Annotated in this window: 11 protein-coding genes; 6 read left to right on the forward strand and 5 right to left on the reverse strand. The window is 69.1% G+C overall.

Annotated features, from left to right (window positions below):
* Positions 1 to 7 precede the first annotated feature (7 nt).
* Both ACFYO2_RS14865 and ACFYO2_RS14870 read left to right on the forward strand, forming a co-directional pair.
* Positions 8 to 964 carry a helix-turn-helix transcriptional regulator gene (locus tag ACFYO2_RS14865; RefSeq protein ID WP_388348505.1) on the forward strand — a complete coding sequence of 319 codons (957 nt, stop codon included), beginning with the start codon at positions 8 to 10 and terminating at the stop codon, positions 962 to 964.
* 41 nt (positions 965 to 1,005) lie between these two features.
* Positions 1,006 to 2,904 (forward strand): rhamnogalacturonan lyase, encoded by a 1,899-nt coding sequence (locus ACFYO2_RS14870; RefSeq protein ID WP_388348507.1) that lies wholly within the window; start codon positions 1,006 to 1,008, stop codon positions 2,902 to 2,904.
* Between the two features lie 563 nt (positions 2,905 to 3,467).
* Here the strand turns inward: ACFYO2_RS14870 and ACFYO2_RS14875 are convergent.
* The 3 genes from ACFYO2_RS14875 to ACFYO2_RS14885 form a co-directional block, all read right to left on the reverse strand.
* Positions 3,468 to 3,641: a hypothetical protein gene (locus ACFYO2_RS14875; RefSeq protein ID WP_388348509.1), complete on the reverse strand. Its 174-nt coding sequence runs from the start codon at positions 3,639 to 3,641 to the stop codon at positions 3,468 to 3,470.
* A 123-nt stretch (positions 3,642 to 3,764) separates the two neighbouring features.
* On the reverse strand, positions 3,765 to 6,422 hold the full coding sequence (locus ACFYO2_RS14880) for a cellulose binding domain-containing protein (RefSeq protein WP_388348511.1): 2,658 nt from the start codon (positions 6,420 to 6,422) through the stop codon (positions 3,765 to 3,767).
* Positions 6,423 to 6,689: 267 nt separating this feature from the next.
* A complete protein-coding gene (locus ACFYO2_RS14885) occupies positions 6,690 to 9,608 on the reverse strand; it encodes a glycoside hydrolase family 48 protein (RefSeq protein WP_388348513.1) in 2,919 nt (972 codons plus the stop codon).
* 252 nt (positions 9,609 to 9,860) lie between these two features.
* Here ACFYO2_RS14885 and ACFYO2_RS14890 point away from each other — a divergent pair, with 252 nt between their 5' ends.
* The gene (locus ACFYO2_RS14890; protein WP_388348515.1) at positions 9,861 to 11,342 is read left to right on the forward strand and encodes a cellulase family glycosylhydrolase; all 1,482 of its coding nucleotides are present in this window, start codon (positions 9,861 to 9,863) and stop codon (positions 11,340 to 11,342) included.
* A gap of 74 nt (positions 11,343 to 11,416) precedes the next feature.
* Positions 11,417 to 13,126, forward strand: coding sequence for a glycoside hydrolase family 6 protein (locus ACFYO2_RS14895; protein WP_388348517.1), 1,710 nt, complete (start codon positions 11,417 to 11,419; stop codon positions 13,124 to 13,126).
* 22 nt (positions 13,127 to 13,148) lie between these two features.
* Here the strand turns inward: ACFYO2_RS14895 and ACFYO2_RS14900 are convergent, their stop codons facing one another.
* Complete coding sequence (locus ACFYO2_RS14900; protein WP_388348519.1) at positions 13,149 to 13,919, reverse strand: phytanoyl-CoA dioxygenase family protein; 771 nt, start codon at positions 13,917 to 13,919, stop codon at positions 13,149 to 13,151.
* Positions 13,920 to 14,076: 157 nt separating this feature from the next.
* Here ACFYO2_RS14900 and ACFYO2_RS14905 point away from each other — a divergent pair, with 157 nt between their 5' ends.
* Positions 14,077 to 15,012 (forward strand): class I SAM-dependent methyltransferase, encoded by a 936-nt coding sequence (locus ACFYO2_RS14905; protein ID WP_388348521.1) that lies wholly within the window; start codon positions 14,077 to 14,079, stop codon positions 15,010 to 15,012.
* 190 nt (positions 15,013 to 15,202) lie between these two features.
* Positions 15,203 to 15,904, forward strand: coding sequence for an SDR family oxidoreductase (locus tag ACFYO2_RS14910; RefSeq protein ID WP_388348523.1), 702 nt, complete (start codon positions 15,203 to 15,205; stop codon positions 15,902 to 15,904).
* Between the two features lie 13 nt (positions 15,905 to 15,917).
* Here the strand turns inward: ACFYO2_RS14910 and ACFYO2_RS14915 are convergent, their stop codons facing one another.
* A complete protein-coding gene (locus ACFYO2_RS14915) occupies positions 15,918 to 16,619 on the reverse strand; it encodes a glycoside hydrolase family 75 protein (RefSeq protein WP_388348525.1) in 702 nt (233 codons plus the stop codon).
* Between the last annotated feature and the right edge of the window lie 33 nt (positions 16,620 to 16,652).

Below are 16,652 nucleotides of genomic sequence, written 5' to 3' on the forward strand. Positions count from 1 at the left end.
TGTGTCAGTGAAGTCGAGCCGACTGGTGTCCCTCCTGCTGCTGCTCCAGACCCGCGGCCGAGTGACCGCCGCCCAGCTCGCCGAGGAACTGGAGGTCTCCGTCCGCACGGTCTACCGGGACGTCGAGGCGCTGAGCGCCGCCGGCATCCCGCTGTACGGCGACGCGGGCCACGCCGGCGGCTACCGTCTCCTCGACGGCTACCGCACCCGCCTCACCGGTCTCACCGCGGGGGAGGCGCAGGCCCTGTTCCTCTCCGGGGTACCCGGCCCTGCCGCCGACCTCGGGCTCGGCTCCGTCCTGGCCGCCGCCCAGCTCAAGGTCCGCGCGGCCCTGCCGCCGGAACTGCGCGCCCACGCGGACCTGATCAGCGGCCGCTTCCACCTCGACGCGCCCGGCTGGTACGCGGACGCGGACGAGACGCCGTACCTGGCCACAGTCGCCGACGCGGTATGGCACAACCGTATCCTGCATATCGTATACCGTCGTTGGCGTACACCCACCGACGTGGAGCGCCGCCTCGAACCGTACGGCCTGGTTCTCAAAGCAGGCCGCTGGTACGTCGTCGCCGGCCCCGGACCCCGCACCTTCCGCGTCGACCAGATCCTCCGACTCACGGCCGCCGACGAGACGTTCACCCGCCCCGACGACTTCGATCTCAGCGCGTACTGGACGGCGTACCAGCGCGACTTCCATGCCCGGCTCCAGCAGGGCGAGGCGGTGGTGCGCCTGGCGCCGGGCGTGAGGCTCGCCAGGCAGCCGGTGGCCGGCGGACGTACGGACGACGACGGCTGGACCGTGGCCACGGTACCCATCGAGTCCCTCGATCACGCCCATGCCGAGTTCCTGCGCCTGGGCACCGGCATCGAGGTTCTCGAACCGCCCGAGCTGCGCGCGAAAATGGCCCGGACAGTCGCCGAATTGGCCGAAAGGTACGGCAACTTCGAGGGGTATGGCGGCGACTGAGGAGGAACGGAATCCATCCGTCCTCCCTGGAGGTTCACCCCGTGCAGAACCCGCACCCGCACCCGACACCGCATCCCCGTAGGCACCGCAGACCCCGCGTACTCGTCTCGGCGGCAGTCGCCGCCTCGGCTCTCGTCGGCGCCGGACTGACCGCCACGATCGGTACCGACTCCGCCGAGGCCGCCACCGCCCGCCAGGTCGAGAAGCTCGACCGAGGTGTCGTCAGCGTGCACACCGACAGCGGCAACCTGGTCAGCTGGCGCTGGCTCGGCACCGACCCCGGCGACGTCTCCTTCAACGTCTACCGGGCCGGGGTGTTGGTCAACTCGACGCCGATCACCGGCTCCACGAACTACTTCCACTCCGGCGCGCCCGCCCAGGCGGACTACACGGTCCGCGCGATCGTCGGCGGCGTGGAGCAGACCGACTCCGTGCACGCCGTCCAACTCCGCACCGGCTACAAGGACGTGTCCATCACCCCGCCCGCCGGCGGCACCACCCCCGACGGCGTCGCCTACACCTACGAGGCCAACGACGCCTCCGTAGCCGACCTCGACGGTGACGGAGCCCTCGACTTCGTCCTCAAGTGGCAGCCCACCAACGCCAAGGACAACTCCCAGTCCGGCTACACCGGCAACACGATCGTCGACGGCGTCAAGCTCGACGGCACCCGCCTGTGGCGCATCGACCTGGGCCGCAACATCCGCTCCGGCGCCCACTACACCCAGTTCCAGGCGTACGACTACGACGGCGACGGCAAGGCCGAGGTCGCCATGAAGACCGCCGACGGCACGAAGGACGGCACCGGCGCGGTCATCGGCAGCTCCTCGGCCGACTACCGCAACTCCAGCGGCTACGTGCTGTCCGGCCCCGAGTTCCTGACCATGTTCAACGGTCAGACCGGCAAGGCGATGCAGAGCGTCGACTACGTCCCGGCCCGCGGCACCGTCTCGTCGTGGGGCGACTCGTACGGCAACCGCGTCGACCGCTTCCTCGCGGGGACGGCGTACCTGGACGGCGCCCGCCCTTCCCTGATCATGGCGCGCGGCTACTACACCCGCACGGTCATCGCCGCCTGGGACTGGCGAGGGGGCGCCTTCACCCGCCGCTGGACCTTCGACTCCAGCTCCTCCACCAACAGCGGCAAGGGATTCGACGGTCAGGGCTCTCACAGCCTCTCCGTCGGGGACGTCGACAACGACGGCAAGGACGAGATCGTCTACGGCGCGATGGCCGTCGACGACAACGGCAACGGCCTGTGGACCACGAAGACCGGCCACGGCGACGCCCAGCACCTCGGTGATCTCGACCCCGCGCACGCGGGCCTGGAGTACTTCAAGGTGTCGGAGTCGACGAGTCAGCCCGCCGAGCTGTACATCAACCCGGCGAACGGCACGGTCAACTGGAAGCTGGCCGCCTGCTGCGACAACGGACGCGGCGTCGCGGGCGACATCTGGGCCGGCAACGACGGCGCCGAGGTGTGGTCCGCCTCCGACACGTCCATCCGTGACGAGTCCGGCGCCACGAAGGGCCGCGAACCGTCCTCCGTCAACTTCCTGTCCTGGTGGGACGGCGACACCGTCCGCGAACTCCTCGACGGCACGCACATCGACAAGTACGGCACGTCCTCCGACACCCGCCTGCTGACCGGCTCGGGCGTCCACTCCAACAACAGCACCAAGGCGACGCCGTCCCTCTCCGGCGACATCCTCGGCGACTGGCGCGAAGAGGTCGTCTGGCCGACGTCGGACAACACGGCGCTGCGGATCTACTCGACCCCGACCGAGACCAGCACCAAGATCACGACCCTGCTGCACGACACGATGTACCGCACGGCATTGGCGTGGCAGAACACTGCATACAATCAGCCGCCGCATCCGAGCTTCTTCATCGGCAACGGGATGGCCACGGCCCCGCGGCCGCCGGTGTACATCCCGTGACATGTGAAAACGCGCATCTGTTCTGACGTGAAAGAGCGGCCGTCCGGGCTGTAAGCGCCGTGGTCGTGAGTGTCGGCGGGATCGGCCCGCCGGCACTCACACGGCGGCCGGCGTGACAGCCGCAGGCCTTCGGCCCCGTCCGGCGAGACCCCGAAACCGCCCGCGCGACGGCCTCGCCCCGCAGCGCGTCGGCTCGCCGTCACCACCGCCGTGGCGTGCGCGGTGTGGGCCTGCGCCGTCGGCACGGGGATCGCGACGACGTACGACGGCCCGGGCATGATGCAGGCGAGGACTGGACCGGCCGCGCCACACCGGAGTCCGTCCACCGCACCGTCACGACCGACCTGGACGGCGGTGGCACCATCCTGCTCCACGACTCCGACTGCACTTGCGCCCCGGGCGCCTGGCGCTCGGCCCTGGGCGCCCTCCCCCGCATCCTCGAGACCTGCGAGCAACGGAGCTTCGAGGTCGGCCGGTTGCGGGACCAAGGGTGGCCCCGCCCAGCCTCAGTGGCGCTCAAGTGGCCCCGTGCCGCATCCGTATGCAGGAGGAGCGGCGTCTGACTACTCGTCAGACGCCTCGGGCTCCGGCAACTCCGCCCACAGCCGCGCCCCCAACAGCTCCGCCTCCTCCTGCGACGTGCCCGCCTGCACCAGCACGATGCCGCGAGACCCGTCCGGGAAGGCGACCTCCCGCATTGCCGTCCCCAATGGGCCCGGCGTCGAACTCTCCGCCATGAGGCCTCCTTCATCGACGAAACGGCCAGGCTAACAGCGTCCCCGTCAGAAGAGGACGACGAGAGAACGACGGTGGGTGCGTGCCGTTCCGGACACGCACCCATCGGTCGAGCACCGACCGGTTCAGGCGACGGCGCAGGTCTGATCACCCAGCTTGAACGAGGCCGGCTTCGTGTTCGCCCCCGACCAGCTGCCCGTGAAGCCGAAGCTCACGGACGAGCCGGCGGCAACGTTGGCGTTCCAGTTCAGGTTCTTGGCCGTCACCGAAGGACCCGACTGGGCGTGGTCGGCGTTCCACACCTGGCTGATCTTCTGGCCGTCCGTGAAGGTCCAGCCGAGGGACCAGCCGCTCCAGGCCGCCGAGCCCGTGTTGGCCAGCTGGACGTCCGCCTGGAAGCCGCTCGACCACTGGTTGGTGACCTTGTACGTCACCGTGCAGGCGCCGGTCGGGGTCGGGCCGGGCCCCGGTCCCGGATCCGTTCCGCCGCCGGTGTCGGAGCTGTCGCCGTAGATGACGCCGCGGCCGTTGGTCGCCACGTACACGCGGCCGTACACCCGCGGGTCACCGGTGATCGCCCCGCCCGTCCAACCCCACTGGTGGGCATCGTCGTTGATACGGGTCCAGGTCGCGCCCTTGTCGGTGGAGCGGAAGATGCCACGGACGCCGGCGATCTTCGCGCTGGTGTAGAGCGTCTGGTACGAGGCTCCCGTCGCCGCCTTGCCGAAGCCGATCGTGTCGGCCTGTTCGACGCCCGAGAGCTTGGTGAAGGTCGCGCCGCCGTCCGTGGAGTGCCACAGCCCGTACGCGCCGTCACTCGCACCGCCGGCCAGCCACACGTCGCCCTTCGTGCCCGGCAGCGCCTTGAAGCGCACGCTGTCACCGCTCGGCAGGCCGGCCGCCGAGGACGCGGTGAAGGTCGCGCCGCCGTCCGAACTTACGTAGAACCTGCCCGACTTGAAGCCGTAGAATGTCTTCGGATCGACGCGGTCCGACTCGACGATCGCACCGGCCGGGATACCGCTGGACGCGGCCCAGGACGAGCCGAAACCCGTCGCGTAGTGCACCCCGGTGCCCGCCGGGCTCCACACGAACCCGCTGCCGTCGGCCGCCGCCGCGACCGTGCCGCCGCCGCTCACTCCCGAGGGGTCCGTCCCCGCGAACCAGTTGGCGCCGTTGTCCGTCGAGAACGCGACGTGCGGACCCGAGTCGAGGTTGCCGACCCGTACCACCGTGTTCGGGCTGGTCTCGGCGAAGTCCAGACTCGTGGTGGTGGTGAAGTTGGGCGAGGTGAACATCATCGACGGGACCTTGGTCAGATCCGTGTGCCGGAAGCCGCCGATGTCGCCGAGGGCGCTGAGCAGCGGGGCGCCCGAGGGCGGCGACGCCAGGTCGTTGACGGCCGTCTCCTCCAGGCCCTGCACCATCGGCCTGATGGTGAACTGGCTTCCGTTGTCCCAGTTGGTCAGGTTCTCCGTGCCGTAGACCGTCGCGCCCGTCCCGTACATCATCCGGTCGGAGTTGAACGGGTCGATCTCCAGCGACTCGGTCATCCAGCCGAGCTTCGGGGCCTGCTCGGGCGGTGAGGGGTTCGCGCCCCAGGTCAGCCACGGCGAGGACGACACGTCCATGGTGTAGCGGTTCGAGCGGGTGGGATACGACGAGTAGTCCCACGCCGTCGTCCAGGTCCCGCCGCTGTCCGTGGAGCGGAAGATCTGGGTGTCCGGCCACCAGGAACTGTATGCGGTGGCCATGACGGTGCCGGGCTTCTGCCGGTCCACCGTCAGCCCGCTGAAACCGTAGTAGGTGTCGGCCTCGGCGACCGGACTGATGTTCGTCCAGGTCCCGGTCGCGGTGGCGTACCGCCACAGCTGGCCCTTGCCGCCGTCGTAGGGGCCGCCCTTGTCGCTGTATGCGATGTACAGGTAGCCGTTGACGGTATCCAGTACACCCTTGTGTGCCAGGTATCCCGTCGGCTGACCGGCCAGCCGAGACCAGGTCGCGCCCGCGTCCGTCGACCGGTACACCGCGTTGTCCTTGTCCGCGACGCCGACGTAGATCGTCTTGGTCGCCGCACCCGACGTACTGGTCGACTCGTCGAAGGTGACCCAGGCGATCCCCTGATTGTCGCTCGCATACCCGCTGGTGTCACTCGGATCCTGCGCGTAGTTGCCTACGTTGGGGAAGTTCGCCACCTGCGACCAGGTGACACCGGAGTCCGTCGACCGCCACAGGCCCTTGCCGCTCGGCGCGCCCAGATACAGCACGCTGTTCTTGTTCGGGTCGATCGCCAGGCGCTCGCCCATGCCCCGGCCGGGCATGTTGCCGCCCAGCTTGAAGGGCAGGTCGGTCTTCTGCCAGCTGGCGCCCCGGTCGGAGGACCTGAGGACGGCCCCGTTGCCCGGATCCCAGCTGTTCGTGTACGTGCCGACGGCCGCGTACACCTTGTCCGGGTCCACGGAGTCCGAGGCCAGACCGGCCACGCCCGTGTGCCCCCAGTCGTCCCAGCCGACCGAGTCCAGCAGGGGTGTCCAGGTCTTCGTCGACTCCTGCCAGCGGTAGGCACCGCCGATGTCGGTACGGGCGTACGCCAGGTTCTTCTCGGTGCGGTTGAAGACGATGCCGGGGACGAAGCCGCCGCCGTCGATGCGCGCGTTCTTCCAGGTGTACGTGTCGGCGGCGATCGCCGGCCTCGTGGCCTTGGCGGCGAGTGCGGGCGGGGTGCCCGCGAGCAGGCCGGCCGCCAGTGCCAGCACGGCGGTGAGGATGCGGGTTCTTCGCACGGTGGGGGACCTTCCTTTCAGGAGGGCCTTTCGGGGGGCCTTTCAGGAGGGGAGCGTGCGAGGACCGGGCGGCCCCCAGTGCGGGTGGGGGCCGCCCGGCCGGTCGGCCTCGTCGTCCGGTGACGAGACCACGCACGCGGAGCTCTCAAGCGGTTCCGAAGAAGACGCGGTGAGTGGTGCGCCCGTCAAGGGGCGCGGGGAACTGCGCGACCAGCCACAACGGACCCGCAGCCGAACACCGCCCAACCCGTGGAGCGCTTGGCGGGACTATTCGAGGAGCTCCGCGTACGAGGCCATGGCCAGGGCGATGTCCGCCTGGGCCCAGAACCGGTGGTACGTGAAGGAGGGCGCGGCGCCGCCCGCCAGGTATGCCTCGATCTTCGACCAGGCCGGGTCGTCCTCGTAGAACGAGCGGATGGAGTCGAAGGTCGACGACGCGTTGATGGCGTCGCCGTTCGGCATGGTGCCGGTCCAGCCGCTCGGGACGTACACGCCGTCGTCGAAGCGGTTGTAGTCGGCGCGGGTCTCCGGGACGGCGATGCCGAGGCTGTCCTGGTAGTTGTCCCACATGCCGTCGAGCAGCGCCTTGGCCGTGGTGGCGGCCTGGGTGTCACCGGAGCGGTCCGCGTAGTACGTCAGGGTCTTGGCGTACGCGGCGGCCACACCGACGTCGTTGGTGTAGTCGGCGACGGTGACGTGCAGGCCGCTGTTGGCGCCCGGGCTGGTGGCGTTCCAGGTGTCGGGCTGGCCCGACCACTGGAGCGTCGACGGGATCAGGTAGGTGCCGTCCGGGTTGACCGTGGTCTTGGACAGCGCCCAGTCGACCCACTTGTCGAGGACCGCCTTGGCGTCCGCGTCACCCGTCTGCTGGTAGTACTCGGCCACCCGCTCCATCGACCATGCCTGGAAGCCGAACCACTGGTTGGACGGGGGGTCGTGGTAGACGGGCTGCTGGTCGTAGTACATGCCGTAGAACGTCGACTTCCCGGCCGGCGGCGTCGCGTAGCGGCCCGCCCAGCTGTTGGTCGCACCGCCCGCGATGGCACCCTCGTCCGACTGCAGCCAGCGGTAGAACTCCAGCTGCCGGTCGAGCGACTTGGCCCAGTCCGCTTGCCCCGTCGCCGACTTGGGCTTCAGGTCGGCGTAACTGCTCAGCGCGTACGCGGCCAACGGGTTCTGGTAGCCGCCGTGCGCGTGGCTGGAGCCGATGCGCCAGGCCCAGCCGGCCGAGGTGTCGGTGGCGCCGCCCCATGCGTAGTACCAGGACATGAGGTACATCGAGGCGTCCTTGCCGGTCCCGGCGGGGCAGGCGGTGGGACCGACACAGTTGCCGACCTTCTTGAAGTACTTGTCGTACATCGCATACCGCAGGTAGTCGCCCATCTTCGCGGCCTTGCCGACGGTCGCGGAAACGTCACCGCCCTTGCCCTGCTCCTTTGCCCAGACGTCCGCCCAGTACGCGGCCTGCACCGCGCGCGCGTCGGCGTCCGGGGCGTTGGTGAACTTCCACTGCTTGGCGTACGACGCGTCACCCGTGAACAGGTCCAGGTAGCCGTTGGTGCCGCCGTACTTGAAGGCGTCGCAGGTCGGCTGCGGGACCGTTTCCCACACCGACTCCTGCGCGCCGCGCTGGAAGGTGTTGATGTAGGAGGGCCCGGTGTCCGTCGGACCCGCCTCGCACTTGCCCGGCGAGTTGCCGTAGCCGTAGACGTTGTCGACGTCCTGCAACCAGTGCATACCGTAGACATCGTCTGTACCGTATGCAGTCTTCAGTTCACCGGCGATCGGATCCGAACCGACCGAGACCGACGCGTCCAGTTTCGCCGGATACTCATTGGGCGTGTCCAGCTCGGGCGCGTACGTCGCCGGCTTCGAGGCGTTGTAGAAGGAGTTCGTCGGCTGGTCGGCGTGGGTCGGGATCATGAACTTCTCCATGATGTCCCAGGCGCCGTTGAACTTCGTCCAGTCGCCCGTGACCTTGCCGTACATCGCCTGCAGCCACAGGAGGTAGCTGTACGCCTCCGACGTGGTCTCGTGCCCGTGGTCCGGAGCCTCGACGATCAGCGTCTCGACCGAGTGGTAGGGGATGCCCTCGGGGGAGAAGTAGCCGCTGGCCGGGTTGGTGATCTTGCCGTACAGCTCCAGGAACCGGGCGTCGTACTGCTTCGACGCCGCGATCTGCGTCACCGTCACCGTGGACTTCGCGTGACCGGTGGCCGTCGACTCGAAGGCGGCCGCGCCGGTGCCGGAGGCGTCGGCCGTGATGGTCACCTTCTGAGCGGTGTTCCAGTTCGACGGAGTGAAGGTGAGCGAGGCTCCGCCGGTCACCGACAGGCCCGTGTTGCCGCCGGTGCGGGCGGTCGTGACGGTCACGTTGGCGGACGGCTGGGTCGACAGCTTCACGTCGAACGTGCCCGTCTTGCCCTGCTGGACGGCCAGTTGGTTGGTCGAGGACACCACCGCGGGACCCGACGCGACCGTGATGCCGACCGGCGTGGACTCCGCGGACGCGCCCAGGCTGTCGTACCCCTTCGCGAGGAGCGAATGACTGCCCACGGTCAAACTCGAGGCCGAGAGCGAGTACGGCGCCGTCGTGTCCGTGCCGAGCAGGGTGGTGTCGTCGTAGAACTCCACCTTGCTGATCGTCGCGCCGTCCGCGGCCGCGGCGGTCGCCGCGAGCGGAACCGCGTCACCCTGCGTGTAGACCGCGCCCGCGGCCGGGCTGGTCAGCACGGTGATCGGCGGCTGGTGGGCACCCGTGCAACTGGTCCCGTTCACCGTGAAGCCGGTCGGATTCGCGTTCGTGCCGCTGTAGGTGAACTGCGCGCCGGTGGAGACAGCGGCACCGACGGCGATCGTGCCGTTGTACGACGCGTTCTTCACCGTGATCGCCTGTCCGGACTGGGACCAGGTGCCGTTCCAACCGGTGCCGCTGAGCTTCTGGTTGCCGGTGTAGTTGTACGCCACGGTCCAGCCGGCGATGGGGTCCGTGCCGCGGTTGGTGATCGTCAGGTCCGCGGTGAAACCGGAGCCCCAGTCGTTCGTCTTGTAGTCGACGCTGCATTGAAGTGCCGCAGCCTGCGCGGGAGTTGAACCCGTACTCACCATGGTGAACGGAAGTGCCAAGGCCGCCACGACGGCGGTCCACAAACGCCGAGCAGTCCGGCCTCTTGCTCTGGGGGGCATGGTGCTGGTTCCTCCTTGCGGCTCGGAGATGTCAAGGCTTGAACCAGTGGGAGCGCTCCCATAGTGAGGACGGGGGTGGAAGGGGTCAAGGTGCTTGAAGAGTCGAAAAGATTCGACAAGAGACGTTGAGGAAAAGTCAGTGACTCCTCTGTTCTTTACCGTCACTTGGCGCTAGCTTCGTTGACACCAGTGGGAGCGATTCCATCAGTCGACGCGTCTGTCACGACGCGCCCGAACTGCAAGGAGTCGCTCATGCGACACCCCCCGCGTTCAGTACTTTTAGCCGTCGCCGGCGCGGTCGCACTTGTCGGGTCCATGACCGCTACGGCGGTCACGGCGTCCGGCGCCGCACCCGCCTGCACGGTGGAGTACTCCATCACCAGCCAGTGGGACACCGGCTTCCAGGGCGCCGTGCACATCACCAACAACACGGCAGCCGTGAGCAGTTGGAAACTGAGCTTCGACCTCGCGAACGGCCAGAAGCTCAACCAGGGCTGGAACGCCAAGTGGTCCCAGTCCGGCACCACCGTCACCGCCGCCAACGAGAGCTACAACGGCTCGCTCGGCACCGGCGCGAGCGTCAGCGCCGGGTTCCTCGCCTCCTCGACGGGGAGCAACGCCGTACCGACGTCGTTCCAGTTGAACGGCACCACCTGCAACGTCGACACCGAACCGACGCCCACCCCGGATCCGACCGATCCCTCGGATCCCGGTGACGGCACGGCGCCCGTCCTGCGCGTCTTGGACAACAAGCTCGTGGACGCCGAGGGCGACACCCGCCGCATGCTCGGCGTGAACCGGTCCGGCGGCGAGTTCATGTGCGTCCAGGGCCGTGGCATCTTCGACGGCCCGGTCGACGACGCGTCCGTCAAGGCGATCGCCGACTGGAACGCCAACACCGTCCGCATCCCGCTCAACGAGGAGTGCTGGCTGGGCCTTTCCAACATCCAACCCGAGTACGCCGGCGCCAACTACATCAACGCCGTCAAGGACCTGGTGGCAAAGGTGAAGGCCAACGGTATGACGCCGATGCTCGAACTGCACTGGACCTACGGCCTGTACACCGGCAACTCCTCCGGTTGCTCGGACGTGCACGCCAGCTGCCAGAAGCCGATGCCCGACATGCAGTACACCCCGTCCTTCTGGACCTCGGTGGCCAACACCTTCAAGGACGACCCGACCGTCGTCTTCGACCTCTTCAACGAGCCCTACCCGGACCGCGCCACCTCCACGACCACCCAGGCGTGGCAGTGCTGGCGGGACGGCGGCACCTGCCCGGGTATCGGTTATGAGGTCGCCGGGATGCAGGATCTCGTAGACAGCATCCGCAATACCGGCGCCAAGAACCTGATCCTGGCCGGCGGGCTCGCGTACTCGAACGACCTGAGCCAGTGGCTCACCTACAAGCCCACCGACCCTGCGGGCAATCTCGCCGCCGCCTGGCACGTGTACAACTTCAACAGCTGTTCCACCGAGAGCTGCTGGAACTCCACGCTCGCCCCGGTCGCTGCCCAAGTGCCGCTCGTGGCCGGGGAGATCGGCGAGAACACCTGCTCGCACGGATTCATCGACCAGGTCATGAAGTGGTTCGACGACCACGGCCTGTCGTATCTGGGCTGGACCTGGAACACGTGGAACTGCAACACCGGTCCCGCCCTGATCACCAGTTACGACGGTACGCCCACGACGTACGGCATCGGGCTTCGCGACCATCTGCGCGCCCTGAACGGCTGACTCCCGCAACCGAGTCAACCCGCACCGAGTCACCCGCAATCGAGTCACCCGCAACCGAGAAGGAACCCGCACTCATGAGTCGTACCAGAACCGCGATACTCGCTGCCCTGGCGCTGGTCGCCGGGGCCTCCGGGACGGCCTTCGCCGTCGTTCCAGGAGACGTCGGCGCCGCAGCCGTCCCGTGCACCGTCGACTACAAGGTGCAGAACCAGTGGGACACCGGCTTCACCGCGGCCGTCACCGTCACCAACAACGGTGCCGCCAAGTCGAGTTGGGCGGTGAAGTGGTCGTACGCCGGAAACCAGAAGGTCACCAGCGGCTGGAACGCGAAGATCAGCCAGAGCGGCACCGCCGTCACCGCAGCCAACGAGTCCTACAACGGCTCGCTCGCCACCGGCGGTTCGACCAGCTTCGGCTTCCAGGGCACCTACAGCGGCAGCAACGCGATCCCGGCCACCTTCACCCTCGACGGTGTGACCTGCAACGTCGACGACGGCAGCGGCGGCCCCACCGATCCGCCGGACCCGACCGGCCCGAAGGTCGACAACCCGTACTCGGGCGCCAAGGTGTACGTGAACCCGGAGTGGGCCGCGAAGGCCGCCGCCGAGCCGGGCGGCAGCCGTATCTCCAACCAGCCGACCGGCGTGTGGCTGGACCGGATCGCCGCCATCAACGGCGTGAACGGCGGCATGGGCCTGCGCGACCACCTGGACACGGCCCTGACGCAGAAGGGCTCCGGCGAACTCGTCGTCCAGCTGGTCATCTACAACCTGCCCGGACGCGACTGCGCGGCCCTCGCCTCCAACGGCGAACTCGGCCCGACGGAGATCGACAAGTACAAGACGCAGTACATCGACCCGATCGCCGCGATCCTCGCCGACCCCAAGTACGCCGCGCTGCGGATCGTCACCACCATCGAGATCGACTCGCTGCCCAACCTCGTCACCAACACCGGCAGCCGTCCGACGGCCACCCCGCAGTGCGACGTGATGAAGGCCAACGGCAACTACCAGAAGGGCGTCGGCTACGCCCTGAACAAGCTCGGTGACGTGGCCAACGTCTACAACTACATCGACGCCGGGCACCACGGCTGGATCGGCTGGGACGACAACTTCGCCGCCAGCGCCACCGTGATGAAGGAGGCGGCGACCAGCGAGGGCGCCACCGTCAACGACGTCCACGGCTTCATCACCAACACGGCCAACTACAGCGCCCTGAAGGAGAACAACTTCACCATCAACGACTCCGTGGCCGGCAAGTCGGTCCGCGAGTCCAAGTGGGTCGACTGGAACCGCTACGTCGACGAGCTGTCCTTCGCCCAGGCCTTCCGCAACCAGTTGGTCACGACCGGCTTCAACTCCGGCATCGGCATGCTGATCGACACCTCCCGCAACGGCTGGGGCGGCACCGCCCGGCCCGCCGGACCGGGTGCCACGACCAGCGTGGACGACTACGTCAACGGCGGCCGCTACGACCGCCGCATCCACATCGGCAACTGGTGCAACCAGTCCGGCGCCGGCCTCGGCGAGCGCCCGCAGGCCAACCCGGCCACCGGGATCGACGCGTACGTGTGGATGAAGCCCCCGGGCGAGTCCGACGGTTCGAGCCAGGCCATCGACAACGACGAGGGCAAGGGCTTCGACCGGATGTGCGACCCCACCTACACGGGCAACCCGCGCAACGGCAACAACCTGTCCGGCGCCCTGCCGAACTCCCCGCTGTCGGGGCACTGGTTCTCCGCACAGTTCCAGGAGCTCATGAAGAACGCCTACCCGGCGCTCTGATTCCCTGAGTGATCCGCCGGGGTCAGCCTTCGCGGGCCAGACCCCGGCGGATCGCGAACTCCACCGCCGAGTAGTTCCCGTCCGCTCGCTCCAACTCGTAGGGCACCGCCGGATACAACGGCGGCTGCGCCATGAAACGGGGCCGCGTGCCGTGGTGCGGCTGGGCGGCGTGCACCAGGAAGGGATGACAGAGGTAGACGTCCCCGGGGCGGCCGGTGGCGTAAGCGAGCGGACGGTGCGCGCAGGCCTGAGCCACCTTCGGGCCCAGCTCCATGAACGAGGCGCCCTCCTCGCCGTACGGTTCCAGCACCGGCGGCACGTCGAGATGCGAGCCGATCCGGATCCGGGTCGGGGCATCGGCCTTTGTGACCTCGGTGAACAGGAACAGCATCAGCAGCGCGCGGTCCCTGGAACGCAGGTTCGTGTGATACATCGAGGCGCCCTCGGGGAGGTAGCTGCCCTCGACGTGCCAGCCCGCGTCGTCGGGCTCCTCCTCGTGCGGGAACCTCAGCGGGAAGCTGCCCAGGGAATACCGAGGCGCCCAGCGGCCCTCGCCGACCAGGAGGTCGAACGCCTCATGCAGGACGGGGGAGTTGGCGGCAGCCGCGAACGGCCCCTGCGCCATACCCGCCACCCAGTGCACCGGGTCCTTCCAGGTGGCCGGGTCCCCGGCGTCGTACCCCGTCTCCCGCCACAGCAGCCGGGCACAGTCCTCGGCGACGCGCGGCGGAAAGGCGGCCTCGATCCTCACGAACCCGTCCGTGAGGAAACGCTCCACCAGCTCGTCGTCCATACGAGCATCATGGGCGCCCGCGCCCAATTGCGCCCCTCATTTTCGCGGCCGCCCGCCTTGCCGCGCCGACGCGGGTTTTGCTGTCGCGGCAACAGCGGTGGCCTCGCGGCGGTGCGTCGGCGCACGCTGGTGGCATCCGGACGAGAGGCTGACTCCCATGGCGCACGAACACGATCACGATGCCGACCAAGGTCCCGGGCACGGGCACAGCCATGGGCACGGGCACGGGCACGGGCACGGGCACGGCGACACGGACATCGACTGGAACGAGATGGCCCCACTGCTGGAGAACCAGGCGGAGCTGTTCACACCCCTGTACGAGCGCGCCCTGGCGTGGCTCGGTCACAAGCAGACCGAGCCGGGGCTGATCGTCGACGCGGGGAGCGGACCCGGTGTCGTCTCCTGTCTGCTCGCCGACGCCTTCCCCGGCGCCCGCGTCGTCGCCGTCGACGGCACCGAGCCGCTGCTGGAACGCGCCCGCGCCCGGGCCGGCCGGCTCGGCGTCGCCGACCGCTTCGACACCCTCGCCGGTGAACTACCGGGCGTCCTCGACGACTTGGACTATCCCGCCGACCTGCTGTGGGCCAGCCGGAGCCTGCACCACCTCGGCGACCAGCGCGCCGCCCTCGCCGCCTTCGCGGCCCGGCTCGCGCCCGGCGGCACGCTCGCGCTCCTGGAGGGCGGCCTGTCCGCCCGGTTCCTGCCCCGCGACATCGGCATCGGGCGGCCCGGACTGCAGGCACGCCTCGACGCTGTGGAGGAGGAGTGGTTCGCGAAGATGCGCGCCGACCTGCCCGGCGCCGTCGCCGAGACCGAGGACTGGCCGGCGCTGATGACCGCCGTAGGCCTGAGGCCGACGGGCACGCGCAGCTTCCTCCTCGACCTGCCTGCACCGACCACGGACCGGGCCCGCGCCTACGTCGCCGCGTCCCTGGCCCGTCGCCGCGACGTCATCGGCGAGCACCTCGACGCCACCGACCGCACGACCCTCGACCGTCTCGTCGATCCCGAGGACCGGGCGAGCGTGCACCGTCGGCCGGATGTGTTCCTGCTGGCGGCGCATACGGTGTACACGGCTGTGCGTACGGGCTGAAGTCGACTCCGGTTCACCGGGAACGGCGGCCAGGTGCACATCGCCACCCCTGGTCTCGCCGGACGTGCCCGCACTGCCGAGGCCGACTGGCACCCCTCCTCCGGTGCCCCTTGACTTCGAGAGCGCTCCAACTGATGGACTCTCCGGCATCCACCCATACGCGAGTTCCAGCGAAGTCCCAGGGGGAACCATGAACGACTCTCCGGTCGCGCTCATCACCGGCGGCGGCAGCGGCATCGGCGCCGCGGTCGCCCGGCGGCTGCTCGACGACGGCCACCGCGTGGCCGTCACCGGCCGCGGCGAGGAACGGCTGCGCGGCTTCGCCGAGGAACTGGGCCGCCCCGACGGTCTGTTGACGCTCGTCGGCAATGCGGCCGAGTACGGCAGTGTGCAGTCGGCCGTCGACCGTACGATCAAGGAATACGGTCGACTGGATACCGTCGTCGCCAACGCCGGCTTCGCCACCCACGACTCCGTCGCGGAGGGCGACCTCGCCGGATGGACCGAGATGGTGCTGACCAACGTCCTCGGCCCCGCGCTGCTCATCCGCGCCTCGATCGACGCCCTCAAGGAGACCCGCGGCCGGATCGTGCTGGTCGGCAGTGTCGCCGGGTTCGTGCCGACACCCGGCAACGTCTACGGGGCGACGAAGTGGGCGGTGACCGGTCTCGCCGAGAACACCCGCCGGCAGGTGACGGAGTTCGGTGTCGGCGTGACCCTGATCGCGCCCGGCCGGGTGGAGACACCGTTCTGGGACAGCTACGGAAGCCTGCCGCCCGGGCATCTGCTCACCGCCGACCAGATCGCCGACTCCATCGTGTGGGCCATGGGTCAACCCCCCGGCGTCGATATCAACACCGTCGTCGTACGCCCGATCGGACAGCCCAACTGACGGGTCCGCGCCGTCAGTTGTCGCGGAGGAACCGCTTCGCCAGCCGCTCGCCCTCGGCCACCGCCGCTGTGTGGCTCTCGATGGGGAACGCCCGGGAGTTCCTGAACAGGATGTACGTCACCCCGGAGGCCGCGCCGCCCGTCGCGGGATCCGGGTCGATGCCGAGGGCCCGTGCGGTGGCGTACGACGCCTCGCCGATGATCTTCGTGGGGCCGGTGTCGCCGACGACGGCGTACCGGACCTTCCCGCCGTGGATCACCGCGACCACACCGCCGCCCCTGACGCCCGCGCGGGCGTGGTTCCAGATGCCGCTGGCGCCGGGGACGACGACGTACGGCAGTGCGTCGGAGCGCAGCGGCCTGCCGTCGGACTGGTGGAACGCCGTGTCGTGAAGGAACCAGGGGTCGGTCCGCTCGTTGCAGTTCGCGGTGCGCCGGCCGTCGCAGTCGATGTCCATGTCGGCCTTCCAGAACACGGCGCCCTTCGTGCCGCACACCGGGATCGTGGCCCGGGTGTTCATGTCGGTGCGGTACCGGCCGTGGGAGATCCGCGTGCAGGACGCCGTCTTCGCGAGCAGGTCGGCCGCGCCCACCGAGCCCTCACTGGCCGACGTCGGGTGCGGGGTGCCGTAGGCGCTCGCGGGGAGCGGTAGTTGCCCGGCGGCCAGCAGGGCGGCGGCCGGGAGCGTGGTGAGGGTCAGTGTCCGGAGGTGCACTGAGAGAGGACCCTTCGGTAGGCAAATCCGTTA

It is taken from the genome of Streptomyces sp. NPDC006602, assembly GCF_042870385.1.
In the GTDB taxonomy this organism is placed as follows: Bacteria; Actinomycetota; Actinomycetes; order Streptomycetales; family Streptomycetaceae; genus Streptomyces.

Excerpts from the sequence above, each read along its gene's own strand:
- ACFYO2_RS14875 (WP_388348509.1), bottom strand. The coding sequence starts at position 3,641 with ATGGCGGAGAGTTCGACGCCGGGCCCATTGGGGACGGCAATGCGGGAG.
- ACFYO2_RS14885 (WP_388348513.1), bottom strand. The coding sequence starts at position 9,608 with ATGCCCCCCAGAGCAAGAGGCCGGACTGCTCGGCGTTTGTGGACCGCC.
- ACFYO2_RS14905 (WP_388348521.1), top strand. The coding sequence starts at position 14,077 with ATGGCGCACGAACACGATCACGATGCCGACCAAGGTCCCGGGCACGGG.
- ACFYO2_RS14900 (WP_388348519.1), bottom strand. The coding sequence starts at position 13,919 with ATGGACGACGAGCTGGTGGAGCGTTTCCTCACGGACGGGTTCGTGAGG.
- ACFYO2_RS14890 (WP_388348515.1), top strand. The coding sequence starts at position 9,861 with ATGCGACACCCCCCGCGTTCAGTACTTTTAGCCGTCGCCGGCGCGGTC.
- ACFYO2_RS14895 (WP_388348517.1), top strand. The coding sequence starts at position 11,417 with ATGAGTCGTACCAGAACCGCGATACTCGCTGCCCTGGCGCTGGTCGCC.
- ACFYO2_RS14910 (WP_388348523.1), top strand. The coding sequence starts at position 15,203 with ATGAACGACTCTCCGGTCGCGCTCATCACCGGCGGCGGCAGCGGCATC.